This window comes from Rhizobium changzhiense (assembly GCF_013087625.1).
GTDB classification, from domain to species: Bacteria; Pseudomonadota; Alphaproteobacteria; order Rhizobiales; family Rhizobiaceae; genus Rhizobium; species Rhizobium sophorae.
In genome coordinates this window covers 896,499-923,228 of the sequence record NZ_JABFCQ010000001.1, presented here as the reverse complement: position 1 = coordinate 923,228, position 26,730 = coordinate 896,499, and the positions used below count along the sequence as shown (strand labels likewise).

The 26,730-nt window shown below is 61.2% G+C and carries 19 protein-coding genes; 16 read left to right on the top strand and 3 right to left on the bottom strand.

Features of this window, described 5'->3' with window-relative positions:
- The first annotated feature begins 9 nt into the window (after positions 1–9).
- From G9X68_RS04650 to G9X68_RS04605, 10 genes are all read left to right on the top strand, one after another.
- Positions 10–870: a S49 family peptidase gene (locus G9X68_RS04650; protein WP_171601457.1), complete on the top strand. Its 861-nt coding sequence runs from the start codon at positions 10–12 to the stop codon at positions 868–870.
- A gap of 18 nt (positions 871–888) precedes the next feature.
- The gene (locus G9X68_RS04645) at positions 889–1,080 is read left to right on the top strand and encodes a hypothetical protein (protein ID WP_168311394.1); all 192 of its coding nucleotides are present in this window, start codon (positions 889–891) and stop codon (positions 1,078–1,080) included.
- A gap of 390 nt (positions 1,081–1,470) precedes the next feature.
- Entirely contained in the window at positions 1,471–2,427 is a 957-nt protein-coding gene (locus G9X68_RS04640) for a glycine--tRNA ligase subunit alpha (RefSeq protein ID WP_171601456.1), read from the top strand.
- 162 nt (positions 2,428–2,589) lie between these two features.
- On the top strand, positions 2,590–4,338 hold the full coding sequence (locus G9X68_RS04635; RefSeq protein ID WP_171602155.1) for a DUF2207 family protein: 1,749 nt from the start codon (positions 2,590–2,592) through the stop codon (positions 4,336–4,338).
- A 115-nt stretch (positions 4,339–4,453) separates the two neighbouring features.
- The gene (locus G9X68_RS04630; RefSeq protein WP_171601455.1) at positions 4,454–5,005 is read left to right on the top strand and encodes a LemA family protein; all 552 of its coding nucleotides are present in this window, start codon (positions 4,454–4,456) and stop codon (positions 5,003–5,005) included.
- Between the two features lie 172 nt (positions 5,006–5,177).
- Positions 5,178–6,440 (top strand): 3-phosphoshikimate 1-carboxyvinyltransferase, encoded by a 1,263-nt coding sequence (locus G9X68_RS04625; protein ID WP_171601454.1) that lies wholly within the window; start codon positions 5,178–5,180, stop codon positions 6,438–6,440.
- Positions 6,441–6,478: 38 nt separating this feature from the next.
- A complete protein-coding gene (locus G9X68_RS04620) occupies positions 6,479–8,425 on the top strand; it encodes a DUF2207 domain-containing protein (RefSeq protein ID WP_171602154.1) in 1,947 nt (648 codons plus the stop codon).
- Positions 8,426–8,491: 66 nt separating this feature from the next.
- Positions 8,492–9,769, top strand: coding sequence for a phosphoribosylamine--glycine ligase (gene purD / locus G9X68_RS04615; protein ID WP_171601453.1), 1,278 nt, complete (start codon positions 8,492–8,494; stop codon positions 9,767–9,769).
- A 99-nt stretch (positions 9,770–9,868) separates the two neighbouring features.
- Positions 9,869–10,330, top strand: a complete 462-nt coding sequence (locus G9X68_RS04610) for a plant virulence effector HPE1-like domain-containing protein (RefSeq protein WP_171601452.1) — start codon at positions 9,869–9,871, stop codon at positions 10,328–10,330.
- 436 nt (positions 10,331–10,766) lie between these two features.
- Positions 10,767–12,590, top strand: coding sequence for a methyl-accepting chemotaxis protein (locus G9X68_RS04605; RefSeq protein ID WP_171601451.1), 1,824 nt, complete (start codon positions 10,767–10,769; stop codon positions 12,588–12,590).
- Positions 12,591–12,669: 79 nt separating this feature from the next.
- Here the strand turns inward: G9X68_RS04605 and G9X68_RS04600 are convergent, their stop codons facing one another.
- Entirely contained in the window at positions 12,670–13,158 is a 489-nt protein-coding gene (locus G9X68_RS04600; RefSeq protein WP_171601450.1) for a 2-thiouracil desulfurase family protein, read from the bottom strand.
- A gap of 396 nt (positions 13,159–13,554) precedes the next feature.
- The gene (gene glyS / locus G9X68_RS04595; RefSeq protein ID WP_171601449.1) at positions 13,555–15,669 is read right to left on the bottom strand and encodes a glycine--tRNA ligase subunit beta; all 2,115 of its coding nucleotides are present in this window, start codon (positions 15,667–15,669) and stop codon (positions 13,555–13,557) included.
- Positions 15,670–15,895: 226 nt separating this feature from the next.
- Here glyS and G9X68_RS04590 point away from each other — a divergent pair, with 226 nt between their 5' ends.
- From G9X68_RS04590 to ubiA, 5 genes are all read left to right on the top strand, one after another.
- Positions 15,896–18,205: a Tex family protein gene (locus G9X68_RS04590; RefSeq protein WP_171601448.1), complete on the top strand. Its 2,310-nt coding sequence runs from the start codon at positions 15,896–15,898 to the stop codon at positions 18,203–18,205.
- A 133-nt stretch (positions 18,206–18,338) separates the two neighbouring features.
- Positions 18,339–19,598 carry a cyclopropane fatty acid synthase gene (locus G9X68_RS04585; protein WP_171601447.1) on the top strand — a complete coding sequence of 420 codons (1,260 nt, stop codon included), beginning with the start codon at positions 18,339–18,341 and terminating at the stop codon, positions 19,596–19,598.
- Between the two features lie 66 nt (positions 19,599–19,664).
- Positions 19,665–20,246 (top strand): histidine phosphatase family protein, encoded by a 582-nt coding sequence (locus G9X68_RS04580; RefSeq protein WP_168311045.1) that lies wholly within the window; start codon positions 19,665–19,667, stop codon positions 20,244–20,246.
- A gap of 127 nt (positions 20,247–20,373) precedes the next feature.
- Positions 20,374–21,186, top strand: coding sequence for a MipA/OmpV family protein (locus G9X68_RS04575; RefSeq protein ID WP_171601446.1), 813 nt, complete (start codon positions 20,374–20,376; stop codon positions 21,184–21,186).
- 159 nt (positions 21,187–21,345) lie between these two features.
- A complete protein-coding gene (gene ubiA / locus G9X68_RS04570) occupies positions 21,346–22,305 on the top strand; it encodes a 4-hydroxybenzoate octaprenyltransferase (RefSeq protein WP_168311043.1) in 960 nt (319 codons plus the stop codon).
- 85 nt (positions 22,306–22,390) lie between these two features.
- Here the strand turns inward: ubiA and G9X68_RS04565 are convergent, their stop codons facing one another.
- On the bottom strand, positions 22,391–22,957 hold the full coding sequence (locus tag G9X68_RS04565) for a DUF6101 family protein (RefSeq protein ID WP_168315487.1): 567 nt from the start codon (positions 22,955–22,957) through the stop codon (positions 22,391–22,393).
- Positions 22,958–23,257: 300 nt separating this feature from the next.
- On the opposite strand from G9X68_RS04565, the gene G9X68_RS04560 reads away from it, so the two are divergent.
- Positions 23,258–26,587 (top strand): DUF1217 domain-containing protein, encoded by a 3,330-nt coding sequence (locus tag G9X68_RS04560; protein ID WP_171601445.1) that lies wholly within the window; start codon positions 23,258–23,260, stop codon positions 26,585–26,587.
- Positions 26,588–26,730: the final 143 nt, after the last annotated feature.

Here is a 26,730-nt window from a genome sequence, read left to right as displayed (position 1 = left end):
GGAAGGGAAATGGCCGGATTCTTGAGAAAGCTGCTGCCGAAACGGTTCCGCAAGGACGGCATCACCATTCCGGTCGTCCGCCTGCAGGGGGCGATCATCAGCGGCGGCGGCCAGTTCCGGCCGACCCTCAACCTCGCCAATGTCTCTCCGGTTCTGGAAAAGGCTTTCGCCATGAAGGACGCACCGGCGGTGGCCATCTCCATCAATTCGCCGGGCGGCTCGCCCGTCCAGTCGCGCCTGATCTTCACCCGCATTCGCGAGCTCGCCCGCGAAAAGCAGAAGAAGGTTCTGGTCTTCGTCGAGGATGTCGCCGCCTCGGGCGGTTACATGATCGCGCTGGCCGGCGATGAGATCATCGCCGACGCCACCTCCATCGTCGGCTCGATCGGCGTCGTCTCCGGCGGTTTCGGCTTTCCCGAACTGCTGAAGAAGATTGGCGTCGAACGCCGCGTCTATACGGCGGGCGAAAACAAGGTGATCCTCGATCCTTTCCAGCCGGAAAAGGAAAAGGACATCGAGTATCTGAAGAGCCTGCAGCTCGAAATTCACCAGGTCTTCATCTCCATGGTGCGCGAGCGCCGTGCCGGCAAGCTGACGGACGATGCGACGGTGTTTTCCGGCCTGTTCTGGAGCGGCACACGCGGCCTCGAACTCGGCCTCATCGATGGCCTCGGCGACATGCGCCAGGAACTGAAGAGGCGTTACGGCCAGAAGACCAAGCTGGAGCTTGTCACCGCCGGTCGCGGCCTGTTCGGCCGCCGGATTCCCGGTGTATCGCCAGTCTCGCTCGAAGGTGCTGCATCCGGTCTCGCTACGGGGCTTGTCGAAGCGGCGGAAGAGAGAGCATTGTGGAGCCGTTTCGGACTTTGAAGGGAGCAAGAGAGGGGCATGGCACAGCTTATTACGATCCTGGTCCTGGTTTTCTCAGCCTGGTGGCTCTACCGCCGCTTCGTCTCCGATGCCCGCAAGCTCGCCGAAAAGTCGCGCCGTGCTGAAAAGGAGCGCCAGACGGGCGCAATCGGCACGCTGATCAAGGATCCGGCGACGGGAGAATACCGGCTGAAGCGCGAGGGAGAATAAAAGGCGTCGCCACTCATCTGCCTCTCATCCGGCAGTCGCTTAGCAGTGCGCAGCGTAGGGCGGGCTTGGAACCCCCCTCTGTCCTGCCGGACATCTCCCCCACAAGGGGGGAGATTGGCAAGGGGAAATGTCTCGGCTTTCCTGACTGCTTCGCGCAGGCGCTTTCGTTGTTTGGGGAAACCCTAGCCACTGGTCGATCTCCCCACCTGTGGGGGAGATGCCCGGCAGGGCAGAGGGGGTATTCCCCGCTGCCACAAGGGTTAGGGTGAGAGGCGGCGAAGTCCTCTTCCATATCGGCCATCGCCGGCTGTCCGCCGCAAATGTCTTGACCCCCGCCGCCCTCCATGGCACCTGTCGCGCCGATAAATCCCAAGCAATCGGTGCCGTTCGATGTCAGCTATCCCAGACCATATGAACCCGAAGCGCTCCTTCCAGGCGCTGATCCTGACCCTGCATAACTACTGGGCGGACAAGGGTTGCGCGGTGCTGCAGCCCTATGACATGGAAGTCGGCGCCGGCACCTTCCACCCTGCCACCACGCTGCGCGCCCTCGGCCCAAAGCCGTGGAAGGCGGCCTATGTCCAGCCGTCGCGGCGTCCCTCCGACGGCCGCTACGGCGAGAACCCGAACCGCCTGCAGCATTATTACCAATACCAGGTCATCCTGAAGCCAAACCCACCCAACCTGCAGGAGCTTTATCTCGGTTCGCTGGCGGCGATCGGCCTCGATCCGCTGCTGCACGACATTCGTTTCGTCGAAGACGACTGGGAAAGCCCGACGCTTGGCGCCTGGGGCCTCGGCTGGGAATGCTGGTGCGACGGCATGGAAGTCTCGCAGTTCACCTATTTCCAGCAGGTCTGCGGCATCGAATGCTCGCCGGTCGCCGGCGAACTGACCTATGGTCTCGAACGCCTCGCCATGTATGTCCAGGGCGTCGACAATGTCTATGATCTGAACTTCAACGGCCGCGACGGCGACGAAAAGATCAGCTATGGCGACGTCTTCCTACAGGCCGAGCAGGAATATTCCCGCCACAATTTCGAATTCGCCAACACCGAGATGCTGCATCGCCACTTCGTCGATGCCGAGAAGGAATGCCGGGCGCTGCTCGATGCCGGCGCCCCCGGCGACAACGCCAACCAGCGCCTGCACAAATGCGTCTTCCCGGCCTATGACCAGTGCATCAAGGCAAGCCATGTCTTCAACCTGCTCGATGCCCGCGGCGTCATCTCGGTCACCGAGCGCCAGAGCTATATCCTGCGCGTGCGCACGCTTGCCAAGGCCTGTGGCGAAGCCTTCCTGCTGACCGACGCCGGCGGCGTCAACCTGACGAGCGAGGCGGCGTAAAAGCCGTCTCGAAAATTTTCCGTCGCTTTCGGCGCTACGCTTCTTTTGTATTGCGCAAACCGCCCCCACATTGTCTTGTGAGTGTTGCGATCACGTTCGGTATCTCTTTTGAAGAGCGGTATTCTTTACTTTAAACTTTTGTATGAAAATTCCGCCCCCAGGATGTTGCGCCTTTTAGCATGGCCCATCTTATGCGCCATGCTGTTCGTCCTGACTTCGTGCAGCAATTTCGACAAAGAATTCACCGTCTCTTCGGCAAACACTACGATCGAAGTCTATACCGACGGCAGTGCGTTTGTGTCGGAACACTTCGACATTTTGGTCAAAAAGGCGGAAAATTACGGCGGCGTCTACGTTGATATCCCTCAACGTTTCACGGATGCGTCAGGTGGTGTTCACTGGCGAGATTTCGAACTGGCCGCAGCCCGGCGTGACGGAATCGACGAATATTATTTCAAAGAAAACAATGTGCCGGGCTATTCGGTTTACATAGGAACGGAGCACTGCAAAAGCTGTTCTGCAGATCTGCTCACCGGTGTCACAAAGATCCAGATCGCTTACTGGCTCGGACGCCTGGTTCGTCAGGAAGGCGATCGCGAGGTTCTCTTCCTGCCGGCCTATATGGGCCGCGTGCACGGCCAGGGAGCGAAAAAAACGCTTACTCTAAAACTGCCGCCCGGCGGAACGGTACGCCCCTCGCAACAGGATCGGGCGGCGGCCTATGACATTACGCGGAGCGCACCGAATGAGATCTTGGTATCTATTCCAGTAGGTAAAGCGGATCGAGAGCTGCCGGACATTGAGATCGAATATCCCGCAGGCACCTTTGTGACGGTCACGAGCGGCAAGCGGGTGCAGTGGTGGCTTTCCGACCACTTTCTCCCCTTCATAAGCATTTTAGGGCCGTTGATCGTCGGTCTGGTCGCTATCCTCAAATTTCGACCGTACTGGCTTGTGCCTGCACCATTGATAACTGTCGATACCAAAATAACGCAAAGCATATCCCCCGCTCTAGCAGCCTATCTGTTCCGGAATTGGAGGGCAGATGCGGCAAAAGCGGCTTTCATGGCGTCTGTCTGCCAGCTCGCGGTCAAGCGAACGCTTCGCATTTCCAGCCTGGGTGACGATGCCGAGGCCTCGGACTTATTGGCAAAGCAAGACCGAAGGAGGAGCAAGGCGGGTCGCGCCAAATGGTATGATCTTCCGGCTGCGACGCGCTTAGTATTCAACGGCATTGCAAAGGAGCCGTCTGCCGGCGATCGGCGCAGAGTTAAAAATGCCCGGCCTGATGTGAGAGATGAATTGCACAGAACAGTCACCGAGGAATATCAGAAGATCAGAGGCAAAGATCGCTGGAGCTTGGCGGCTGCAGCATCGATTTTGGCTCTCGGCATTGCCGTCGCCTATTTTTCGGGCCTTTTGATCTTTTCCGCGGCCATCTGCGGGATATTGATGGTTCTTTTGACCGTTGTAACAATGTTTCGCCATCCGGAGCGGTTTCCCGTGGCCACCGGCACCTCCGAGCAGTTCAAACAGGCGGCTGGTTTGTTTGTGGGGCTTCCGGCGATTGTGATTGCTGCACTTTCCTATATCGGCACGACCGAGGTGATCAGCGAACAGCGGCCATACCTGATGGCGATCTTGCTGCACATCGCCGGCATTATCGCGGTTTTAGCGATGCTGCGCATGCCAACGCCGAAGCAGCGGCAGGTCCGTAATAACATGCTCGATTTGAGTCGTTATATCAGCGGCGAGATAAACGGCCCGGCAATGTCGGTCGAATGCTACGAGCACTATCTGCCGTTCGCAGTCGCGCTCCACGTCGAGCAGCGCTGGACCGAGCGCTTCAATCTCTGGCGAGAGAGCCAGAAGATGAATGCCTATGCTCCGGATTGGCTGATAACCTCTTAGTCAGCAGAGTATCCATCAAAGTCTAGTCGAAACCGGCTGGAGAATTGTTTCGCCAAGATGACTTTCTACGGCCGAATCACTAACGTGCGGTCATCGAATCGGGGAGCTCATCTGCATGTATGTCATACTCGCTATTGTCCTTGTGATCGCGCTTTACATCGTCTTCATCTACAACGGCCTGGTTCGCGCGCGGCAGATGGCGGAAGAGGCCTGGTCGGGCATCGACGTCCAGCTCAAGCGCCGCGCCGACCTGATCCCGAACCTGATCGAGACGGTCAAGGGTTATGCCGCCCATGAAAAGTCGACGCTTGAAGAGGTGGTTGAGCTCCGCAACAAGGCGCAGGCCGTGCCATCAGGCGATGTCGCCGGCAGGGCGCAGGCGGAAGGCCTGCTTGGCCAGGCGCTCGGCCGGGTCATCGCGCTTGCCGAGGCCTATCCCGATCTCAAGGCCAACCAGAACTTTGCCGAGCTCCAGGCCTCGCTGGAAACCATGGAAGGCGAGCTGCAGATGGCCCGGCGCTATTACAATGGTGCCGCCCGCGACCTGAACGTCAAGGTCGAAAGCTTCCCCTCCAATCTCGTCGCCGGTCAGTTCGGTTTTGCCAAGCGCGAATATTTCGAAATCACCAACGAAGCCGACCGCGCCGTCCCCACCGTGAAATTCTGACGATCCGGCATTTTGCCTTTGCGAGAAAGCGATTAAGAGCAGGGGCAGATCGCGGCCGGCTATAGCATGTCGCGCAAAAGTGTGCAGCGGTTTTGCGATGACGACATGCGCAAAACCAAATACCTAAAGCGCGGCACGCGCTTTAGAGTCGCCCTATCGACGGAAGAACAGCATGACACGCACAGCCAAACTCACGATCATCCCGCCGGGCAGGCCGCTTTCGGGCCGCGCCATGCCGCCGGGCTCCAAGTCGATCACCAATCGCGCCCTGCTGCTCGCGGGCCTTGCCAAGGGCACCAGCCGGCTGACCGGGGCGCTGAAGAGCGACGATACGCGGTATATGGCCGAAGCGTTGCGTGCCATGGGTGTTGCGATCGACGAACCCGATGACACCACCTTCGTCGTCACCGGCAGCGGCAGGCTCAAGCCGCCGAAAGCGCCACTCTTCCTTGGCAATGCTGGCACGGCGACCCGCTTCCTGACGGCGGCTGCGGCTTTGGTCGACGGCACCGTCATCGTCGATGGCGACGAGCATATGCGCAAGCGTCCGATCGGCCCGCTGGTCGAGGCGATGCGCACGCTCGGCATCGACGTCACCGCCGAGACCGGCTGCCCGCCGGTCACCGTCAAGGGCACTGGCCGCTTCCAGGCCGACCGCATCCGCATCGATGGCGGCCTGTCCAGCCAGTATGTTTCGGCGCTGCTGATGATGGCGGCCGGCGGCGACCGGCCGGTCGACATCGAACTCATCGGCGAGGATATCGGCGCGCTCGGCTATATCGATCTGACCACCGCGGCGATGAAGGCTTTCGGCGCCAAGGTCGAGAAGACCAGCCCGGTCACCTGGCGCGTCGAGCCGACCGGCTACCGCGCTGCCGACTTCATCGTCGAGCCGGATGCTTCGGCTGCGACCTATCTTTGGGCCGCCGAAGTGCTGACCGGCGGCGCGATCGATCTCGGTGTTCCCTCCGATACCTTCTCGCAGCCGGATGCGCGCGCCTATGACATCATCGCCAAATTCCCGCATCTGCCGGCAGAGATCGACGGCTCGCAGATGCAGGATGCCGTTCCGACCCTTGCCGTGCTTGCCGCCTTCAACGAGACGCCGGTTCGCTTCGTCGGCATCGCCAACCTGCGGGTCAAGGAATGCGACCGCATCCGGGCGCTCTCGACCGGCCTCAACCGCATAGTTTCAGGCCTTGCCCGCGAGGAGGGTGACGATCTGATCGTGCAGTCGGATCCCGCACTTGCGGGCCAGCATCTGCCGGCTGAGATCGACAGCTTCGCCGATCACCGCATCGCCATGAGTTTTGCGCTGGCCGGACTGAAGATCGACGGCATCACCATTCTCGATCCCGATTGCGTCGGCAAGACCTTCCCCGCCTACTGGCGGACGCTGGCGGCCCTCGGCGTGACCTATCAGGACAAAGATTGACGAAACGCGCAGCCGAGGCTGCCGGCGGGGAGACTGGGATGGGGCGTCGGTTTTTCGGATTTTGCTTTGCACTGCTCTTGATGCTCGCCGCCCCGGCAGCCTTTGCCGCTGAGGTAATCGACAGTTTCGCCTCGGACATCGCGCTCGACAAGAGCGGCGCGATGACGGTGACGGAGACGATCACCGTCAATGCCGAGGGCGACCGGATCAATCACGGCATCTTCCGGGATTTCCCGCTCTATTTCACCGATGCCGCTGGCCGTCGTCGCAGCGTCGATTTCGATATGGTCTCGGTCCAGCGCGATGGTGAGGACGAGCCCTGGCACACGGAACAGATATCAGGCGGCATCCGCATCTATACGGGATTGGCCGAGTTGACAGTGACGCCGGGCCGCCACCGCTACGTCTTTACCTACAGGACCAATCGCCAGATCCGCTATTTCGACGATCATGACGAACTCTACTGGAATGTCACCGGCAATGGCTGGATCTTCCCGATCCTCTCGGCCACCGCGACGGTGAAGCTGCCGTCCGGTGTCGCTGCCACGGAGACGACCTTTTTCACCGGCCCGAAGGGCGCGACGGAAAAGAATGCCCGCGTCAGCCAAACCGCAGCCGGCCTCGTCTTTTCCACCACCGCGCCGCTCAATCCCAATGATGGCCTGACCTTCGCGATCCGCATGCCGAAAGGGTCGATCGATCCGCCGAGCCAGGATATGGAAAGCACATGGTGGCTGAAGGATAACCGCGATTATTTCATCGGCTTCGGCGGCCTGATCCTGGTTTTCGCCTATTATGCGAGATCTTGGCTGAAGGTCGGCCGCGATCCCGCCCGCGGTGTCGTCGTGCCGCGCTGGGATGCACCAGAGGGCATCTCGCCGGCCCTGGTCAACTATATCGACAATAAGGGCTTCTTCGGCGGCGGCTGGACGGCGCTCGCCGCGACCGCCCTCGATCTGGCCGTCCGCGGGTATGTCAAGCTCGAAGACCTCAAGAATTCGATCATCATAAGCGGCACCGGCAGGCCGCTCGGCAGACAAAAATTGCAGGCCGGCGAGAGCGAACTCCTGAAAGCCGCCGGGGCAGCAGGCAGGACGCTGACGATTGACAAAGCCAATGGCAAGCATGTGAGATCGGTGGGTCAGGCCTTCCGCTCGGCAATCGAGAAGGAACACCGCGGCAAATATTACAATTCCAACATCGGCTACACCATCGGCGGCCTCGCGCTCAGTGCCGTCTTCCTGGCGGCGCCGTTCATTGTCGGGTCGCTGGAGCCCGATACGGTCGTGCTGATGCTGATTCCGCTCGCCATCTCGGCCTTCATTGCCGTCTTCGTCGCCACGTTCGCCCGGCCGCTTTATCGCAGCAGGTCGCTGTTCGGCAGGATCGTCGCACTCGTGGTCACCGCCATCATTGTTTTCGTCGGGGTGAGCATCCTTCTGCTCAGCGTTCTCTCCTTTGCCTCTTCGCTCGTGGAACTGCACGAGACGCCGTTGCTCTTTGCTATCGGCGGCATCGTGCTGCTCAACGTCCTCTATTTCTTCATTATGGGCGCGCCGACTCCGCTCGGCGCCAAAATGATGGACGGCATTGACGGCCTGCGGCAATATTTGACGCTTGCCGAGAAGGACCGCATGAACATGGCGGGCGCGCCTGAAATGTCGCCGCAGCATTTCGAGACGCTGCTCCCCTACGCCGTGGCTTTGGGCGTCGAAAAACCTTGGTCACGCACCTTCGAGACCTGGCTTGCGGCCGCTGCCGCCGGCGCGGCTGCGGCCTATGATCCCTCCTGGTACTCCGGCGATTTCGACAGCGGCAGCTTCTCCGACCACGTCGGCGGGTTCTCCTCGTCGATGGCCTCGACCATTGCTTCGACGATACCCTCGCCGCCGTCGAGTTCATCCTCCGGTTTCTCCAGTGGCGGTTCCTCCGGCGGCGGCTTCTCCGGCGGCGGTGGCGGAGGCGGGGGTGGCGGGGGCTGGTAAGCTTTCTCGCTTGACCTTTCAGTCTGTGGCCCTTAACCGCCTGACGGAACAGGAAAGGGGTGGCGCATGAAGGTTCTGTTGATCGGATCGGGCGGACGCGAGCATGCGCTCGCCTGGAAGCTGGCGCAATCGCCGTTGATGAGCGAATTCTACGCTGCGCCCGGCAATCCCGGCATTGGCGAACACGCCGTCCTCGTGCCGGTCAATATCGAGGATCATGAAGCGGTATCCGCCTTCTGCCGGGACAAGGCGATCGACTTCGTCGTCGTCGGTCCCGAAGCGCCACTCGTCGCCGGCCTCGCCGACCGGTTGCGCGCCGACGGCCTGGCGGTCTTCGGCCCGTCCGCTGCCGCCGCCCAGCTCGAAGGCTCCAAGGGCTTCACCAAGGATATCTGCGCCCGCTACGGCATTCCCACAGGCGCCTATCAGCGCTTCAACAATGCGCCGAAGGCCAAGGCCTATATCCGCGCGCAGGGTGCGCCGATCGTCGTCAAGGCCGACGGCCTGGCCGCCGGCAAGGGCGTGACCGTGGCGATGACGCTCGACCAGGCGCTTGATGCCGTCGACGATTGTTTCGAGGGCGCCTTTGGCGCAGCCGGCGCCGAAGTCGTCGTCGAAGCCTATCTCGACGGCGAGGAGGCGAGCTTCTTCTGCCTCTGCGACGGAAAACACGCGCTGCCGCTCGCAACCGCCCAGGATCACAAGCGGGTCGGCGAGGGCGATACCGGCGTCAACACCGGCGGCATGGGCGCCTATTCGCCGGCGCCGGTGATGACCGACGAGATGGTCGAGCGGACGATGAAGGAGATCATCGAGCCGACGATGCGCGGCATGGCCGAGAGCGGTCATCCTTTCTCCGGCGTCTTTTTCGCCGGGCTGATGATCACCAGGAAGGGGCCGGAGCTGATCGAATACAATGTCCGCTTCGGCGACCCCGAATGCCAGGTGCTGATGATGCGGTTGAAGAGCGATCTCCTGCCGCTGCTGCTCGCCACCGCCAACGGCACGCTCGATCAGGTCAGCGCCGAATGGAGCGACGATCCGGCACTGACGGTGGTCATGGCTTCCAAGGGTTATCCCGGCGCCTACGAGAAGAACACGCCGATTCTCTCCCTGCCGGATGCAGGCGAGGGCGAGAAGGTGTTTCATGCCGGCACGGGTCTGAAGGACGGCGCATTGGTTGCGACCGGCGGCCGTGTGCTGAATGTTACCGCGTCAGACCGCACGGTCGCCGAGGCCAAGGACCGCGCCTACGCGCTGCTTGACAGGGTGAAATGGGAAAACGGCTTCTGCCGGCGCGACATCGGCTGGCGCGCGATCGAGCGCGAAACCGGCTCGGAATGAGTATAAACCGGCCCGTTGTTTAAATTTTTACCCTTTCCCCTGACGGGATGGAAACAAAGCCGCGCTAATTTGCTCCGAAGATGAGACGGAGTAACTTTGATGCGTCAGATTTTCCTCGGTGCGGCAATCTTGCTGATGGCAGGTTCTGCGATGGCGTCCTCGATCGAGGTGGTCGGCAAGACTGCGCCGTCCGCTGAAGGCAGCATCGTCACCGAAACCTGCGCCCATTGCCCGCCGCTCCAGGCCGAACTGACCAAGAGGGACTATACGGTGCCGGAGCTGAAGGCCGGCGTCCTCCAGGCGAGTGAAATCCGCGATGTCGGCGGCGAAAGGAAGATCTATCGCACCGAAGGCTGGATGGGCGGCTCCCCCGTCGTCTTCGTCAGCAAGGCGACCCCGGAAGCGATGCTTGCCGCGGCGCCTCCAGCCCCGCCTGCCGACGGCATCGACATGAGTGCGACGACCGCGGCCGTCATCGGCGGCGACGCCAGGCCCGTTGCAGCCGGTATGGCGGAACAGCCGGTAGCGCTTAACGTTTCCGATTTCAAGCTGCGTTTTTAAAGCAACTTCCAGGCAAAGCGCGAAGCGGTTTTGCCGGGAATTGCGTAAAGCAAAAGTTCCCTGCCCCCGCCTGATCAAGGTTTCGATCGTTTGGGGGTCCACCGCAGGTGGGCCGAATGCACCCTCGATGAGCAGCGGGGGTGCATTCATGTTTTGATGGGCCGGGCAAGCTGAGAACTCGAAAAAGAAATGATGCTAGGCCGGCGGATGAAAATCCGGCGGTGTGCCTCGTAACTCGCCCCCCCGATTTTGAGGGAAGACCAAATCGCGTTCAATAAAATTAAAGCTTTTTTATAGGGTAAGCTTTAACTGTTACTTACCCGGTCGCAGCATGTTTGTTTTAGCAGCGGTAGACGTGCCGTCTTGTTTGGCGCGCTCGCACAGGCGGTAGAAAACCGCACCGGAATGCAGCCATCCATTCCCGTTGCGAGGCGTCATGAAAAATTTGAAGATATCGAAGCAGCTCATATTGCTGGTCGTTGGCCTGATGATCGCCTTTGCGATCGCCACCTCCCTGCAGATCCGCTCCTCGGTCGATGCGATCTACAAGGAGCGCTATGACATGCTGCGCGCCGAGGTTCAGTCGGCGGTCTCCGTTCTCAAGCTTTACCAGGCCAAGGTCACCGCGGGCGAAATGACGCTGGAGGATGCCCAGAAGCAGGCCTATACCACCGTCAACGGGATGAAATACGATCCCGACGGCTATTTCTTCGGCTATAGTTACGACGTCCAGATGATGTTCCACTACGATGCCGCGAAAGTCGGGCAGAACCTGAAGGCCCAGCCGGACAGCAAGGGCAAGCTCTATCGCGAAGAGCTGGTCAAGCTCGGGCAGCAGGGCGGCGGTCTCGTCGAATTTCATTCCACCAGCAAGCCGGGCCAGCCGGTCGGCGATTACCGCAAGACGGCCTATGGACAGGCCTTCGATCCCTGGAAGGTCGTCGTCGTCACCGGCGTCTATATGGACGATCTCGATGCTCAGATAAACAGCACAATCCTGACCGCGCTCTCCGGCAGCATCGTCCTGTTCTTCCTTGCCATGGCCGCGGCCTACTTCGTCATCCGCGGCATATCGGGACCTCTCAACAACGTCCATGCCGCTCTGAAGGCTGTCGCCGAAGAGGATGTTTCGATCGCCATTCCGCACACCGGCATGAATAACGAAGTCGGCATGATGGCCAAAGCGACTCTCTCGCTGCAGGAAAAGATCAGGGAGCGCCATCAGATGTCCGATCGCGAGACGGCCCAGCAGTTGGCGCTGGAAAACGAGCGCGAAAACAACTTGCGCCAGCAGCAGGACGAGGCGGCACTCCAGACCCGCGTCGTAACGACGATCGGCCAGGCGCTGGAGCTGATTGCCCGCGGCGATCTCACCGTTCGCTGCGCCGATCTCGGCCAGAAATACGCCGCCCTTCGCGACAACTTCAACGATGCGCTGTCGCATCTCGAAGCCGCCATGGCCAAGGTCAGCGCCAAAGGCACCGATATCGGCACCAGCAAGGAAGAGATCCGCCGCGCTTCGAACGAATTGTCGCAGCGCACCGAGCGCCAGGCCGCAAGCCTGGAAGAAACCTCGGCCGCCCTCGACGAACTCACCGTCGCCGTCCGCCACACGGCCGATGGCGCCCATGAGGCGAGCAAGCGCGTCCATTCGGTCAGCACCGAAGCCACCCACAGCGACGCGATCGTCACCCAGGCGATCGAGGCGATGAGCGGCATCGAGAAGTCGTCCTCGGAAATCACCAAGATCATCGGTGTCATCGACGAGATCGCCTTCCAGACCAACCTCTTGGCGCTGAATGCCGGCGTCGAGGCGGCCCGTGCCGGCGAATCCGGCAAGGGTTTTGCGGTCGTCGCCCAGGAAGTCCGCGAACTCGCCCAGCGCTCGGCCGCTGCCGCCAAGGAGATCAAGGATCAGATCGCCCGCTCCTCCAGCCAGGTGGATCACGGCGTCCGTCTGGTCGGCGAGGCCGGCGAGGCGCTGAAGCGGATCTCCGACCAGATCAAGGCCGCCAACGAGATCGTCGCCAAGATCGCCCACAGCGCTTCCGAACAGGATACGACGCTGCGCTCGATCTCCTCGTCGATGAACCAGCTCGACGCCGCCACCCAGCAGAATGCCGCCATGGCCGAAGAGACCACGGCATCGGCCGAGACGCTGGCCAGCGATACCGACGAGCTGATCGACCTCATCCGCGGCTTCCGCGTCAGTGGCGAAAGCGCTGCCCCGGCCATGCGTCAGGGTCGCCGTGCCGCTTAAACGGCGCGGGGACAATAAGAAATTTTATCACCAAATTCTTAGCGGCCGTCGGTTCTCCGGCGGCCGTGCCATTTGAAGCTCATTGCGCGATACGCTCGATCAGCCGTTCGATCTCCCGATCGGAAAACACCTCGACGCCATCAGCTTTCAGCGCCGCCGCCGTCACGCCGTTGCCGGCCTGCTTGCCGCCGGAAAACGTGCCATCATAGATGAAACCGGATCCGCAGGACGGGCTGCCGTCGATGAGCAGCGCATAACGGCAGCCTGCCTGCCTTGCGAGCGCCACGGCATTTTCCGCCGCCAGGAGGAACTCTTCCGTCACATCGGCCCCCGTCAATTCGACAACCCGCGCCTTGCCGGCCAGCACCTCTTCGCCGGTTGCCGCCTCTGCGATCTCCGCCGGCGGCCGCGGCACCGTCATGCCCGCCGACATCTCCGGACAGATCATCACCAACCGACCCTCGGCCCGCCATGTCTCGATTGCCGGATGAAGCAACGGCTTCGCCCGCCCGTCATAGCGGACGGCGTGGCCCATGAGACAGGCGCTGACAAGAATTTTGCTTTGCATGTCTGCTTGAATAGCGCCATGGCGGCGGTAATGCCAGTGTTCGGGTGGGCGGGTTGTTCAATGGTAGCGAACCGCATTTGCCGCTCATTTGATTGCCGTGACCTCTCGACTCCCTCTTCTCCCCAGCGGGGAGAAGGTGCCCGTAGGGCGGATGAGGGGGCCGGCGAAGCCGGTCTTTCCGGCGACCGCGCTGACGTCGTCTCGACCGTGCTAAGGGCGAAGAGGCACGGTGTTGTCGTCGGCGTGTCGGAAATAGGTCTTACGCGAAGGATATGCCGTGTGGCCCCCTCATCCGCCTGCCGGCACCTTCTCCCCGAGGGGAGAAGAGGATATGCCGCAACCTCTCCGTTCTCACCGGCCTCGCACGTGGCAAACGCCCCGTTCGTGCCAGCAATATCACCCCGAAATCTTCGAGAAATCCGCAACCGTTCCCGTCGCCTCGCGGATCAGCCGCAGCAGGGCGAGACGGTTGGCGCGGATGGCGGCGTCCTCGTCGTTGACGAGTACCTCTTCGAAGAAACGGTCGACCGGGCCGCGCAGCTTGGAGAGCGCTTCCATTGCCGAGCGGAAATCTTCTGCGGCCACGGCGCTTGCCGCATCCTTCGAGGCGCTGGAGATCGCGGCGAACAGCTCCTTCTCGGCATCGAGCTTCAGAAGCGCTTCCGAGACGGCATCAGCGATCACCGTGCCCTTCTTTTCCTCGGCGGCGAGCAGTTGCGTTGCCCGCTTGGTGCCGGAAAGCAGGTTCTTGCCGTCCTCCGAGGTGATGAAGGCCGTCAGCGCTTCGACGCGGCGCGCCACCATCAACAGGTCGTCGGCCTCGGGCGTCAGCACGGCGTCGATCAGATCGTGGCGGGCGCCCTGATCGCGCAGATAGACCTTGAGACGGTCGTGGAAGAAGGAGAGGAGATCGATATCCTTGGTCGTCGCCAGCAGCGGCAGGCGGATCCTTCGCTCCAAGAGGATCCTGACGACACCGAGGGCGGCCCGCCGCAGGGCGAACGGGTCCTTCGACCCGGTCGGCTTTTCATCGATCGCCCAGAAGCCGATCAGCGTATCGAGCTTGTCGGCAAGGGCGATCGTGATCGCCACTCTGTCCTCAGGCACGCGGTCCGATGGGCCCTGGGGCTTGTAGTGGTCCTCGATCGCCGCGGCAACGGAAGCATTCTCGCCCTGCAGCACAGCATATTTGCGACCCATCAAGCCCTGCAGTTCCGGGAATTCGCCGACGGCTTCGGTGCGCAGATCGGCCTTGGCGAGCACAGCGGCGCGATCGATGAGAGCCGCGTCGGCGCCGGTGATATCAGCCAATTTCTTGGCCAGCGTGCGGATGCGGGCGACGCGCGCACCCTGTGTGCCGAGCTTGGCATGGAACGTCACGTCAAGCGCATCGAGCTTGGCCATGCGCTGGTCGAGCGGCTTGTTGATGTCAAGGCCGAACTTTACCGCCGAAGCCGTGAGCGTCTCGAGATCCGGCAGATTGCCCTGGTCGCGTTTCCAGAAATGCAGCGCATCCGAAAGCCGGGCCCGCACCACCTTGCCATTGCCGTGGACGATTTCCTTGCCGCCGTCGCTCGCCTGGATGTTGGAGACCAGGATGAACTTGTTCGACAGCGTCTCGCCTCCCTGCGGCCGCGTCACGAAACACTTCTGGTTGGTCTTGATCGTCAGCCGGATGATTTCTGAGGGGATCGAGAGATAATCCTCTTCGAAACTGCCCATCAGCACCTGCGGCCATTCGACGAGGCCGGAGACTTCCTCCAGCAGGCCTTCGTCTTCCACTAGCTCCAGCCCGTTGGCAAAGGCGATGTCGCGGGCGTCGTGCAGGATGATGTCCTTGCGCCGCTCGGCGTCGAGGATGACCTTCGCCTTTTCCAGGTTCGCCGCATAATCGTCGAAGCGCCGCACCGTGATCGCCTCGGGCGCGTGGAAACGGTGGCCATAGGTGATGTTGGAAGCGGTGATGCCGTCGATCTCGAAGGGAATGACGGTGGTCTCTTCATGCTCCGGGCCGAAGGTACAGACGATAGACTGCAGCGGCCGCACCCAGCGCAGCGCACCGGGCTTCGACGAGGCCTTGCCCCAGCGCATCGATTTCGGCCAGGGAAAATCACGGATGATGCCGGGCATGACATCGCTGACGATCTCTTCTGTCGCACGGCCGGGCTTGGAGATGACTGCGACGTAGAAATCGCCCTTCTTCGGATCGCTCACCACTTGCGCCTCGGAGGCGGAGGACAGGCCAGCGCCGCGCAAAAAGCCTTCGATCGCCTTCTCGTTGGCGTCGGTTCGCGGTCCCTTGCGTTCCTCGCGCACATCGGCGGAACGGGCCGTCAGGCCATGGATGTCGAGCGCAAGCCGCCGCGGCGTCCAGTATTCGCGTGCGCCCTCGTAGGACAGACCCGCTTCGACAAGCGCATCGGTGACGAGCTTCTTCAGGTCGCCGGCAGCCTTGCGCTGCATGCGGGCCGGAATCTCTTCGGAGCGGAGTTCGAGAAGAAGGTTTGGCATGTCAATCTTTTCCTTGCGCCCGCGGGCAGGGCGATCCAAAAACGTTGCTTCTGCTATCAAAGAATGCCGCATCTGCACAACCGCAAAAACGGACGAGAGCGATGGGGTGGGGCGACACGCCGACGATCGCCCAACCACAACTTCCGCTGTGGAAACCACAGTCGGGCATTGCCTTGCCGCTTTTCGCCGCTATGGTCCCGCCACCTCTGACGAAACAGGAAATCCCATGGCCGCAGACCTTCGTTTTCTCGCAGCCCGCATCTCCGCCGAAATCAACGCCCGGCCCGAACAGGCCAAAGCCGCCATCGAGCTGCTCGACGAGGGCGCAACCGTGCCCTTCATCGCCCGCTACCGCAAGGAAGTGACGGGTGGGCTGGATGATACGCAGCTGCGCAATCTCGCCGAGCGGCTGGTCTATCTGCGCGAACTCGAAGCCCGGCGCGACGCGATCGTCGAATCGATCACCGGCCAGGGCAAGATGACCGACGAGCTGATGACCAAGGTCGCTGGCGCCGAAACGAAGGCCGAGCTCGAAGATCTCTATCTGCCCTACAAGCCGAAGCGCCGCACACGGGCGGAAATCGCCCGCGAACGCGGCCTCGGCCCGCTCGCCGAGACGATCCTTGCCGACCGAGCCAGGGAACCGGCGGTATTGGCCGAAGGCTTCGTCACAGCTGACGTACCCGATGTGAAGACGGCGCTCGAAGGCGCGCGCGACATCATCGCCGAAGGCATTGCCGAAAATGCCGACCTGCTCGGCAAGTTGCGCGCCCATATGCGCCAGGCCGCACTGCTGAAGGCAAAAGTCGTCGACGGCAAGCAGGCGACGGGCGAGAAGTTTTCCGATTATTTCGACCATTCCGAACGCTGGGCGACTGCGCCGGGCCACCGCGCGCTCGCCATGCTGCGCGGCTGGAACGAGGAGGTGTTGACGCTGACGATCGAGGCCGACGCCGAGACGATCTCTCCGAACAAGCCGGTCGAACGCATGATCGTGGCTGCTTACGAGATCGGTACGAGCCGTCCCGGCGACCGCTGGCTGATGGAGGTCGCAAGCTGGACCTGGCGCGTCAAGCTTTCCATGTCGCTCTCGCTCGACCTGATGCGGGAACTGCGCGAAAGGGCCGAAGAAGAGGCGATCCACGTCTTCGCCCGCAATCTCAAGGACCTGCTGCTGGCGGCGCCCGCCGGCTCGCGCGCGACGATGGGTCTCGATCCCGGCATCCGCACCGGCGTCAAGGTCGCCGTCGTCGACGGCACCGGCAAAGTGGTGGCGACATCAACTGTCTATCCCTTCCAGCCGCGGAACGACGTGCGCGGCGCCCAGGTCGAGCTCGCATCGCTGATCCGCAAGCATAATGTCGAGCTGATCTCGATCGGCAACGGCACCGGCAGCCGTGAAACCGAAAAGCTGGTGGCCGACATGCTGGCCGAGCTGCCGGCGCCGAAGCCGACCAAGGTCATCGTGTCGGAAGCCGGCGCCTCGGTCTATTCCGCCTCGGCGACTGCGGCGGCGGAATTCCCCGATCTCGACGTGTCGCTGCGCGGCGCCGTCTCCATCGCGCGGCGCCTGCAGGACCCGCTGGCCGAACTCGTCAAGATCGAGCCGAAATCGATCGGCGTCGGCCAGTATCAGCACGACGTCGACCAGCAGAAGCTGTCGCGTTCGCTCGATGCCGTCGTCGAAGACGCGGTGAATGCCGTCGGTGTCGATCTCAACACCGCGTCTGCGCCGCTGCTGTCGCGCGTCTCCGGCCTCGGCCCGTCGATCGCCGACGCCATCGTCCGCCACCGCGACAGCGAAGGCCGTTTCGAGACGCGAAAGGATCTCCTGAAGGTCGCCCGCCTCGGCGGCCGCACCTTCGAGCAATGCGCCGGCTTCCTGCGCATTCCCAACGGCAAGGAGCCGCTCGATGCCTCCTCGGTGCATCCGGAGGCTTACGGCGTCGCCAAGAAGATCGTCGCCGCCTGCGGCCGCGATCTGCGCGCGCTGATGGGCGACAGCGCGGTGTTGAAATCGGTTGATCCACGCCAGTTCATCGATGAGAAATTCGGTCTGCCGACGGTCAAAGACATCATCGCGGAGCTGGAAAAGCCCGGCCGCGACCCGCGTCCAAGCTTCAAGACCGCGACCTTTGCCGAGGGCGTCAACGAAATTTCCGACCTCAAGCCCGGCATGATGCTGGAAGGCACGGTGACCAATGTCGCCGCCTTCGGCGCCTTCGTCGATATCGGCGTGCACCAGGATGGTCTGGTGCATGTGTCCCAGCTTGCCGATCGCTTCGTCAAGGATCCCCACGAAGTCGTGAAGGCCGGCGATGTCGTCAAGGTGCGGGTTGTCGAAGTCGACGCCAAGCGCAAGCGCATCGCTCTCTCGATGAAACGTGATGACGGCTCTTCAGCCCCTCCGCCGCGTGGTGATTCTCGCGGAAGTCAGGGTTCCCGGCCGCAGAGCGAACGCCGGCCGGCGGCGCAGAAAGCCGAAAGCCAGGGTGCATTCGGTGCAGCATTTGCCGAAGCCATGAAGCGAAAATAAGGGTTTAACCGCCATTTCGGCAAAAATGCAACAGTTTGGCAGCGTTCTGAGCGGAGTGCTAAATCCGGCGCTTGTAAGGCGAAAGAGAGCTATTAAGTTGATGTGACTATCCTGTCACATTTGCGAGGCGTCCATGGCGTCGGCATTCTTATCGATCGTCCAGCAAATCGTCCGCAAGGGTTCACTAAAACTTACCCTTGCCAATGGCGAAACCCACACTATCGGCGACGGCACCGGTGAACCCGTTGTCGCCCGCCTTGCCGATCAGGAGGCCGAGGACGCCATCCGGCGCGACCCGACCATGAAGCTCGGCGAAATGTACATGCAAGGCCGGTTCATTCTCGAACAGGGCAACATCTATGATTTCCTGTCGCTGGTGAAACAGAACACCACCAACGAGATCTTCGATTTCAAGATGGCGGCACTGCTCCTCGGCCGCATTGCCTGGCAGCAGCTGAAGAGCCGCGTGCCGGTCAATCGCAACAAGCACAATGTCGCCCATCATTACGACCTGTCGGCCAAGCTCTTCGATCTCTTCCTCGACGAGGACTGGCAATATTCCTGCGCCTATTTCGAGCCGCCGGGCATTGGTCTCGACGAGGCGCAGCTCGCCAAGAAGCGCCATATCGCTGCCAAGCTTCTGCTCGAGCCGAACCAGCGCATCCTGGAGATCGGCTCCGGTTGGGGCGGCATGGGCATGTACCTGACGGAGGCGACGGAAGGTGCCGAGTTCACCGGCATCACGCTGAGCGAGGAACAGCTCAAGGTCTCGCGTACGCGCGCCGAAAAGCGCGGCCTTGCCGACCGTGTGCGTTTCGAACTGCAGGACTACCGCACCATGACGGGCAGGAAGTTCGACCGCATCGTTTCGGTCGGCATGTTCGAACATGTCGGCATCGGCCATTACGGCAATTTCTTTCGTAAGGTATGGGATCTCCTCGACGACAACGGCGTCATGGTGCTGCATTCGATCGGCCGCCCGAAGCCGAGCTTCGGCACCAATGCCTTCATCGAGAAATACATTTTCCCGGGCGGCTACATCCCCTCCGTCGGCGAGGTGGTGCCGCCGCTTGAAAAGGCCGGGCTGCTGGTCAAGGATATCGAAATCCTGCCGCTGCATTATGCCTATACGCTGCGTCATTGGCGCGAGCGTTTCGTGGCGCGCAAGGCCGAAGCGGTGGCACTTTACGACGAGCAGTTCTTCCGCATGTGGGAATTCTATCTGGCGGGTTCCGAAATGGGCTTCCGCTGGGACGAGCTCTTCATCCTGCAGATCCAGATCGCCAAGAACCAGTTCGCCGTTCCGGACAATCGCAATTACATCGCGCGCAACGAAGCGAAGCTGAAGGAATTCGAGGCGAGGCGCGCTCCGCTCGAAAAGGTGACATTCTGATCCCCCGGAAATGCCGCTTCCGCTGCGATTTTGCCGAGGAACCGGTCCTCATGAAAGGTTGTGCCGATGAGCAGTGCGTTTCCCGAGATCTACCTGGTCCGCCACGGTGAAACCGAATGGAGCCTGTCCGGGCGCCATACCGGACGCAGCGATATTCCCTTGACGGCGAACGGTGAGGCCGCTGCCCGCAAACTCGCCGACCGGCTGGCGGGCCTTAGCTTCTCCGCCGTCTGGTCGAGCCCGTCCGAGCGGGCCCGTAAGACCTGCGCGCTCGCCGGGTTCGGACCGGGCGCGGTGATCAAGGACGATCTCGCCGAATGGGACTACGGCGCCTATGAAGGCATCACCACCAAGGAAATCCTGGCGGGCCGCCCCGGCTGGCAGCTCTTTCGCGACGGTTGCCCGAAGGGCGAATTCGCCGCCGATGTCGGCGATCGCGCTGACGCCGTGATTGGCGGACTTCGTCAAACGGCCGGCACCATCCTGGTCTTTTCGAGCTCGCATTTCCTGCGCGTCCTCGCCGCCCGCTGGCTCGGCCTGCCGCCGGAAGACGGCTCCCGTTTCGTGCTCGATACGGCGAGCATCAGCGTGCTCGGCTACGAGCACGATCTGACCGAGCCGGTCATCCGCCGCTGGAACCAGAGATAAAAATCAGACGCAGTCCACTGCCCGCTCAATCTCGCAGCCGTGGTTAACATTGAGGTAACGACATCGGGATAGATGTAGCGAGCGCCGCCCTCCGCGGCTTTGTTTTTGCGTTTTCTGGAGTGTGGACGTGTCTCATCGATCAGTCGTATCGATCTCTTTGGCTATTGCCCTTTTATCCGCTGGTTCGGTGGCCGCCCAGGAAGGCGGCCAGCACTTCTGGTCCGGCGACTGGTATCTGAGCGTCGGCGTCGCTGGCTTCTCCGCCCCGAAATTCGAGGGCTCGTCGCACAATGAATTCAAGTTCAGCCCGCTGATCTCCGTTGGCCGCCAGGGCGCCGGGGCGCGTTTTTCCTCGCGCAACGACAATCCCTCTTTCGCCCTCATCGACAAGGGCGCGTTGCGCGCCGGTATCGTCGGCAGGTTCGTGCCGTCGCGCGATGACGGCGACGGCAGCGAGCTGAAGGGCTTGAAGAAGGTCAAATGGGGGGCGGAAGCCGGTGGTTTCGTCGAGGTCTACCCGACAGATTTCCTTCGTGCCCGCGCTGAAGTCCGCCAGGGCATCCGCTCGCATGACGGCATCGTCGCCGATCTCGCGGTCGATGCCTTTACCGATATCGCCCCCGACCTGCAGCTATCAGGCGGCCCGCGCGCGACCTTCGCCACCAGCGGCTATTACGACGCCTATTACGGCGTCAACGCCAAGCAGGCGGCGGCAAGCGGCCTTGATCCCTATAAACCTTCGTCTGGCATCCAATCCTATGGCGCAGGCGCGGCGCTCACCTGGAAGGCGACGGAAAACCTCTCGGCAAGTTCCTTCCTCGAATATAAGCGGCTGGCAGGCCCTGCCGCCGACAGCAGCCTCGTGCGTGACCGCGGCTCGAAGAACCAGGTCCTGATCGGCGTCTCGGCGACTTACAAGTTCAATTTCTCACTGCAGTGACTGATGCGGCTGCGCATCTCTCTCAGATGGGCAGCGCTGTAACACTTTGAATTGCCCTGTAATTTCGTCCTTGGATCGATTCCGATCCAAGGATGATACAAATGGCAGCGCAATGATCGCTTCTTGACCGCATCGACGGCCCGCCGCTAGATGAGCGGCATGCACGATACCGGCGACTTCAACGATCGCGTCTCCGACGCACCTTCCGATAACTGGGTCTACCGGATCCTGCCGCCATGGCTTTGGCCTTATGCGCAGCTCGCACGCTGGGATCGCCCGATCGGCTGGCAGCTCTTGATGTGGCCGTGCTTCTGGTCGGCGACACTTGCCGCCAATGCGGCGATCGGCGAGGGGCTCTATTCCGGCAGCCTGCTGGTGTCGCACCTGTTCCTTTATTTCATCGGCGCGGTCGCCATGCGCGGCGCCGGTTGCACCTATAATGATCTCGTCGACCACGAGATCGACATGGAAGTGGCGCGCACGCGGTCGCGTCCGCTGCCCTCCGGCCGCGTCACGCGCGCCCACGCGAAGATCTTCATCGGCTTGCAGGCGCTGGTTGGCCTCATCGTGCTGCTGCAGTTCAACTGGCTCAACGTCTTCCTCGGCGTGCTCTCGCTCGGGATCGTGGCGTTTTATCCCTTTGCCAAACGTTTCACCGACTGGCCGCAATTCTACCTCGGACTTGCCTTTTCCTGGGGCGCGCTGATGGGCTGGGCCGGGATTTTGGGTGGCCTCTCCTTTGCTGCCATCCTGCTCTACGCCGCCTCCGTCGCCTGGACGATCGGTTATGACACGATCTATGCGCATCAGGACAAGGAGGATGACGAGCTGATCGGCGTCCGCTCAACCGCGCGCCTGTTCGGCGACAGGACACGGCAATGGCTGATCGGCCTTTACGGGCTGACGCTGCTGCTGATGTTTATCGCTTTCGCTCTCGCCGGCGCCAATCTCATCGCTTTCCTGGCCTTGCTCGGTGCGGCCGGCATGTTCGCCTGGCAGATCGTCCGGCTCGATATCAACGATGCCGACCAGTGCCTGGCGCTCTTCAAGTCAAACAACCGCGTCGGCCTGATCATCTTCTTCGGCCTCTTCGTCTCGCTGCTGTTTGCCATTCCCTGATTGGAACGATGAATGGAACGATAAACCCGGCGCGTGCGCCGGGTTTCAAAATGGCATTGCCACATTGGGACTTTCGCGGTTTCGCTTAAGTCCGGGCGATGATTTCCTTACCCTCGATCTTCATGGCGACGCCCAGCCGGCCGGTGGTGCGGCGCACGAGGAAGCGCGGGCGGCGATTGGCGAAGTAGGAATGGCGGCGGCGCGGCTTGAGGTCGCTGGTGCGCAAGGCGCCGATGTGGTCTTCGAGCGGCCGGGCGACGCCGTCGGCCTCGACCATCAGCATCGGAATGCGGAAGGCTTCCGACCAACTGCGCCAGTCGGCGGCAATGTCGCTGAGATCATGGGCGACGAGCAGCGGAATGCAGAGCTCCGGATCGGTGTGGTGAAGCTCGAGCGTAACGGTGACTTCGCCGTCGCCGTGGTCGATGGCGCGGGCGGCGACACCTTTGAAGACGCGCTTCGGCAGCGCAATCGAGAGCGGCAGGCCGCTGGAGGGGAGGACCTTGCGCAGGACCGCGCCACGTTCGTCTATGGTGATATTGACGTCATCCGAACAATCATGGATGGCGTAGCTGACCTGCTGGGGGAAGCGGGACGGATCGAGGCGTAACGTCGTGCCAGCCCAGGCGGGCTTCATAACGGGATTGTTCATTTCATTCTACCCTTGTCTTACCTGAGAGCCGATTTTCGGTCTTCTCCTTGGGACTTTTCGTCCTCTATGGCCGACAATAGGCAGCCGCCGTTCCGTACAGCTTAAAAATTGCGGTTAAGAAAACTTTGCCTCCTCTGATGGTTATCAAAACCGAATCCGGCAGGGTTTCCGGAAGGTGAACGATGTGGTGTCCTGGAATGATGCATCCGCAGGTAAGTCTCAGGTAAGCTTTACATGGCAAAATATGCTCACCAGCATTTCGTCGTTCTTTTAGAGATTTTGCCGAAAAGGGCGCTTTCCATGATCACGGCTTCCCTCGCTTACACGATCCTGTCGCGGGACATGACGTCGAGCCTCAACAAGGTCGCGTCGCAGACGACGGTCAAGAAGGATGCCCAATACTACGCCGACCATATCAACAAGGTCACCAACGTCGACGACTTCCTCGGCGACTACAAGCTCTACAGCTATGCGATGAAGGCCTATGGCCTCGAGGACATGACCTACGCCAAGGCCTTCATGAAGAAGGTGCTGGAAAGCGATCTCACCGATCCCGACAGCTACGCCAACAAGCTCTCCGATACGCGCTACCGCGAATTCGCCGCCGCCTTCAATTTCAATGCGCCGGAAAAGGACGTGCAGACGGATGCGCAGGAGGACGAGCTCATCGGCCTTTACAAACAATCATTCGCCGATGCCGAAAAGGCCGCGAGCGCCGAGAGCACTTATTACAGCAACAATATCGACAGCGTGCAGAGCGTCGACGACCTGGTCAACAACACCCGGTTGCGCACCTATGTGCTGAAGACCTTCAAGATCGATCCCACCTATGCGTCGAAGGACTTTCTGCGGCAGGTGCTGACCAGCGATCTCAGCGACCCCACGAGCTTCGTCAATACGCAGGGCGGCGACAAGTATAAGGCGCTTGCCGCCCAGTTCAGCTTCAACGCCGATGGTACCGTCACCGGCACGGCCCAGACCGCCGCGCAGAAGGCTTCGGTCATCGAGTCCTACACGCTGAATTCCCAATCGGTCATCATCGACAATTCGGTTGGCTCCGACGTCTATTACGTCGGTAAGACGGCGGCCGAATACAACAAGGCCTATTACACCGCCAAGATCGGCACGATCACCAATGTCGATGACCTGATCGCCGACAACCGGCTAACCTCCTATATCAAGACAGCCTACAGCATGGGCGCCGACTTTACCGCGGCAGCGCTGCGCACGGTGTTGACCGACCCCGGCTATGCCCAGCTGATGGGCTTCACCAATGTCTACAATGCTTTCAATTTCAAGGCGGACGGTTCGACGTCGAACACGGCGCGCGCCCAGTCTATCGCCCAGGCGAACAATCTGCAGTCGGCTGCGTCGAACACCGGCAATTATTATACCTTGACCTCGCAATCGAGCAGCATCACCAATGTCGACGACCTGCTCGCCGATAGTGTGCTAGCGCGCTACATCAAGGATGCCTATGGTCTCGGCACGAATTTCAGCAATGCCGAGCTGAAGAACATCCTGACGGATTCGGCCTATGCCGCGGCTCAGGGCCATGCAGGCATCAATGCCGACTTCAATTTCCAGGCGGACGGTTCGATCAACGGTTCGGTGATTCAGACGGAAGCGCAGCGCAAGTCGACCACCGACAAGTCGGCGGCGAACGCCGCGCATTTCAAAGGCATGATCGGCAATGTCACCAATGTCGATGACATCATGTCGGATGCCGCTGCCGTCAGCTACATCAGAAACAGCATGCAGATCGCCGACAGCGTCTCTGATGCGACGCTGAGGACGTTCCTGGTCGATCCCGCGGCTGCCAGCGCTCAGGGCTATAGCGACGTCCACGAACTTTTCAATTTCAAGACGGACGGTTCTGTCGCCACCCTTTACGCCTCGCAAAGTGCCTCGCAGAGCGCGACCACCACCAGCAAGGCCAATGAGGCGGCCGTCTACTATCAGGCGACCATCGCCGGCATCTCGGACGTCGATCAGTTGCTGGCGGACCAGAAACTGAACAATTTCGTCCGCAACGCCTTCGGCATCCCGTCGACGGTCAGCGATCTCGATCTCAGGAATATCCTGACCGACCAGAGCGGCACCGGCACTTATGCCGACGTTGCTGCTGCCTTCAACTTCAAGGCGGACGGCACGCTTGAAGATGGTATGCAGGCGCAGACGGCCGCCCAGATCAGCAATACGAAAATTAGTGCCACAGCGCGGACCAACGACTATTCCGCGCGGATGGGGGCGATCGCCAATGTCGATGATCTTATTGCCGATGACGGCATCACCAATTTCCTGAAGAGCACTTACAATCTGCCGTTCGATATCTCGGACGCCGATCTGAAGAGCATCCTGACCGATGCGACGGCGGCTGCAGCAGCCGGTCACGCCGATCTCAATGCCGACTTCAACTTCGCCGCCGATGGATCGCTTCCTGTCGTCAGCTCGGTCCAGACGGCCGACCAGGCGCAGACCACCAACGACAATTACGCGGCGCGTTATGACGACGAGCGCGACGAGGCGATCGACGAGGTCGCATCCAACTACCAGAAGCTCATGGCCGACAGCAGCAGCCTGCTGAATTTCTCCGACGTCGACAGCGTCAATGACTTCCTGCGCAGCAACTCGTCAGCGGATTTCACCAAGAGCAACGACAATTTACCGGATCTCTTCCATGTGGCGCTGCAGGCTTTCGGCCTGACCGACCAGGACGTATCGCGTTCGATGATGCGCAAGATCCTGGCCAGCGATGCCTATGATCCGAACGGCTATGTCGCTTCGCTCAAGGATGAACGCATCACCAACCTTGCCCGCGCCTTCAACTTCGGCCCCGACGGCAAGGCGGCATCACCCTTCCAGGCGCTGCCCGACGCGACAATGGCCAAATACGCCACCGACTATAGATCGCATATGACCATGCTGATGAAGGACGGTCCGGTAAAGGACAAGGCAGCGAAGGATGCGACGGCCGAAGTCGATTATTTCGCCAAGGGCATGGCCAAGGTAAAGTCGCTCGACGACTTCCTGGACGACAGCCGGCTGACCGACCTGGTGCTGAAGGCGAACAACCTTGACCCCAAGGATTACGACAAGGCGACGCTAAAGAAGATCTTCACATCCGATCCCGACGACAAGAAGAGCTATCTCAACGCCACCGCCGATGCGCGATTCAAGGATATCGTCGCCGCCTTCAATTTCGATAAGGATGGCAACCTGACCCGCGCCAAGATCGGCACCATCCAGAACAAGGCGGCCGAGGAGCATACGCAAGAGCTCTATGTTCAGCAGACGATGGAAGCCCAGGAGGGCGAAAGCAACGACGGCGTCCGTCTGGCGCTCTATTTCAGCCGCAAGGCCTCGAGCATTACCTCGATCTATGGAATCCTCGGCGACAGGGCGCTTTATCAGGTCATCACCACAGCCTACAGCCTGCCGTCGCAGATCTCCGGCATGGATGTCGCCAAGCAGGCCGATCTCATCAACCGCTTCGTCAAGCTCGAGGATCTCCAGGATCCGAAGAAGGTCGACAAGCTGCTGCGCCGGTTCACCGCGATGTACGACGTCCAGAACGCCACCCAGCAGTCGCCGGCGCTGATGCTCCTGACCGGCGGCGGTACGCAGTAAAGCTGAGGTAATTTCAGGAAAGCGGGCGGTGGGTTCAGACATGTTCAGTGCTTGAGCTACAGCAGTCCGCTTCGCGTCAATGGCTGCCCCCACCCTAACCCTCTCCCCGTAAAAACGGGGCGAGGGACGTGCCCTACGAGAGG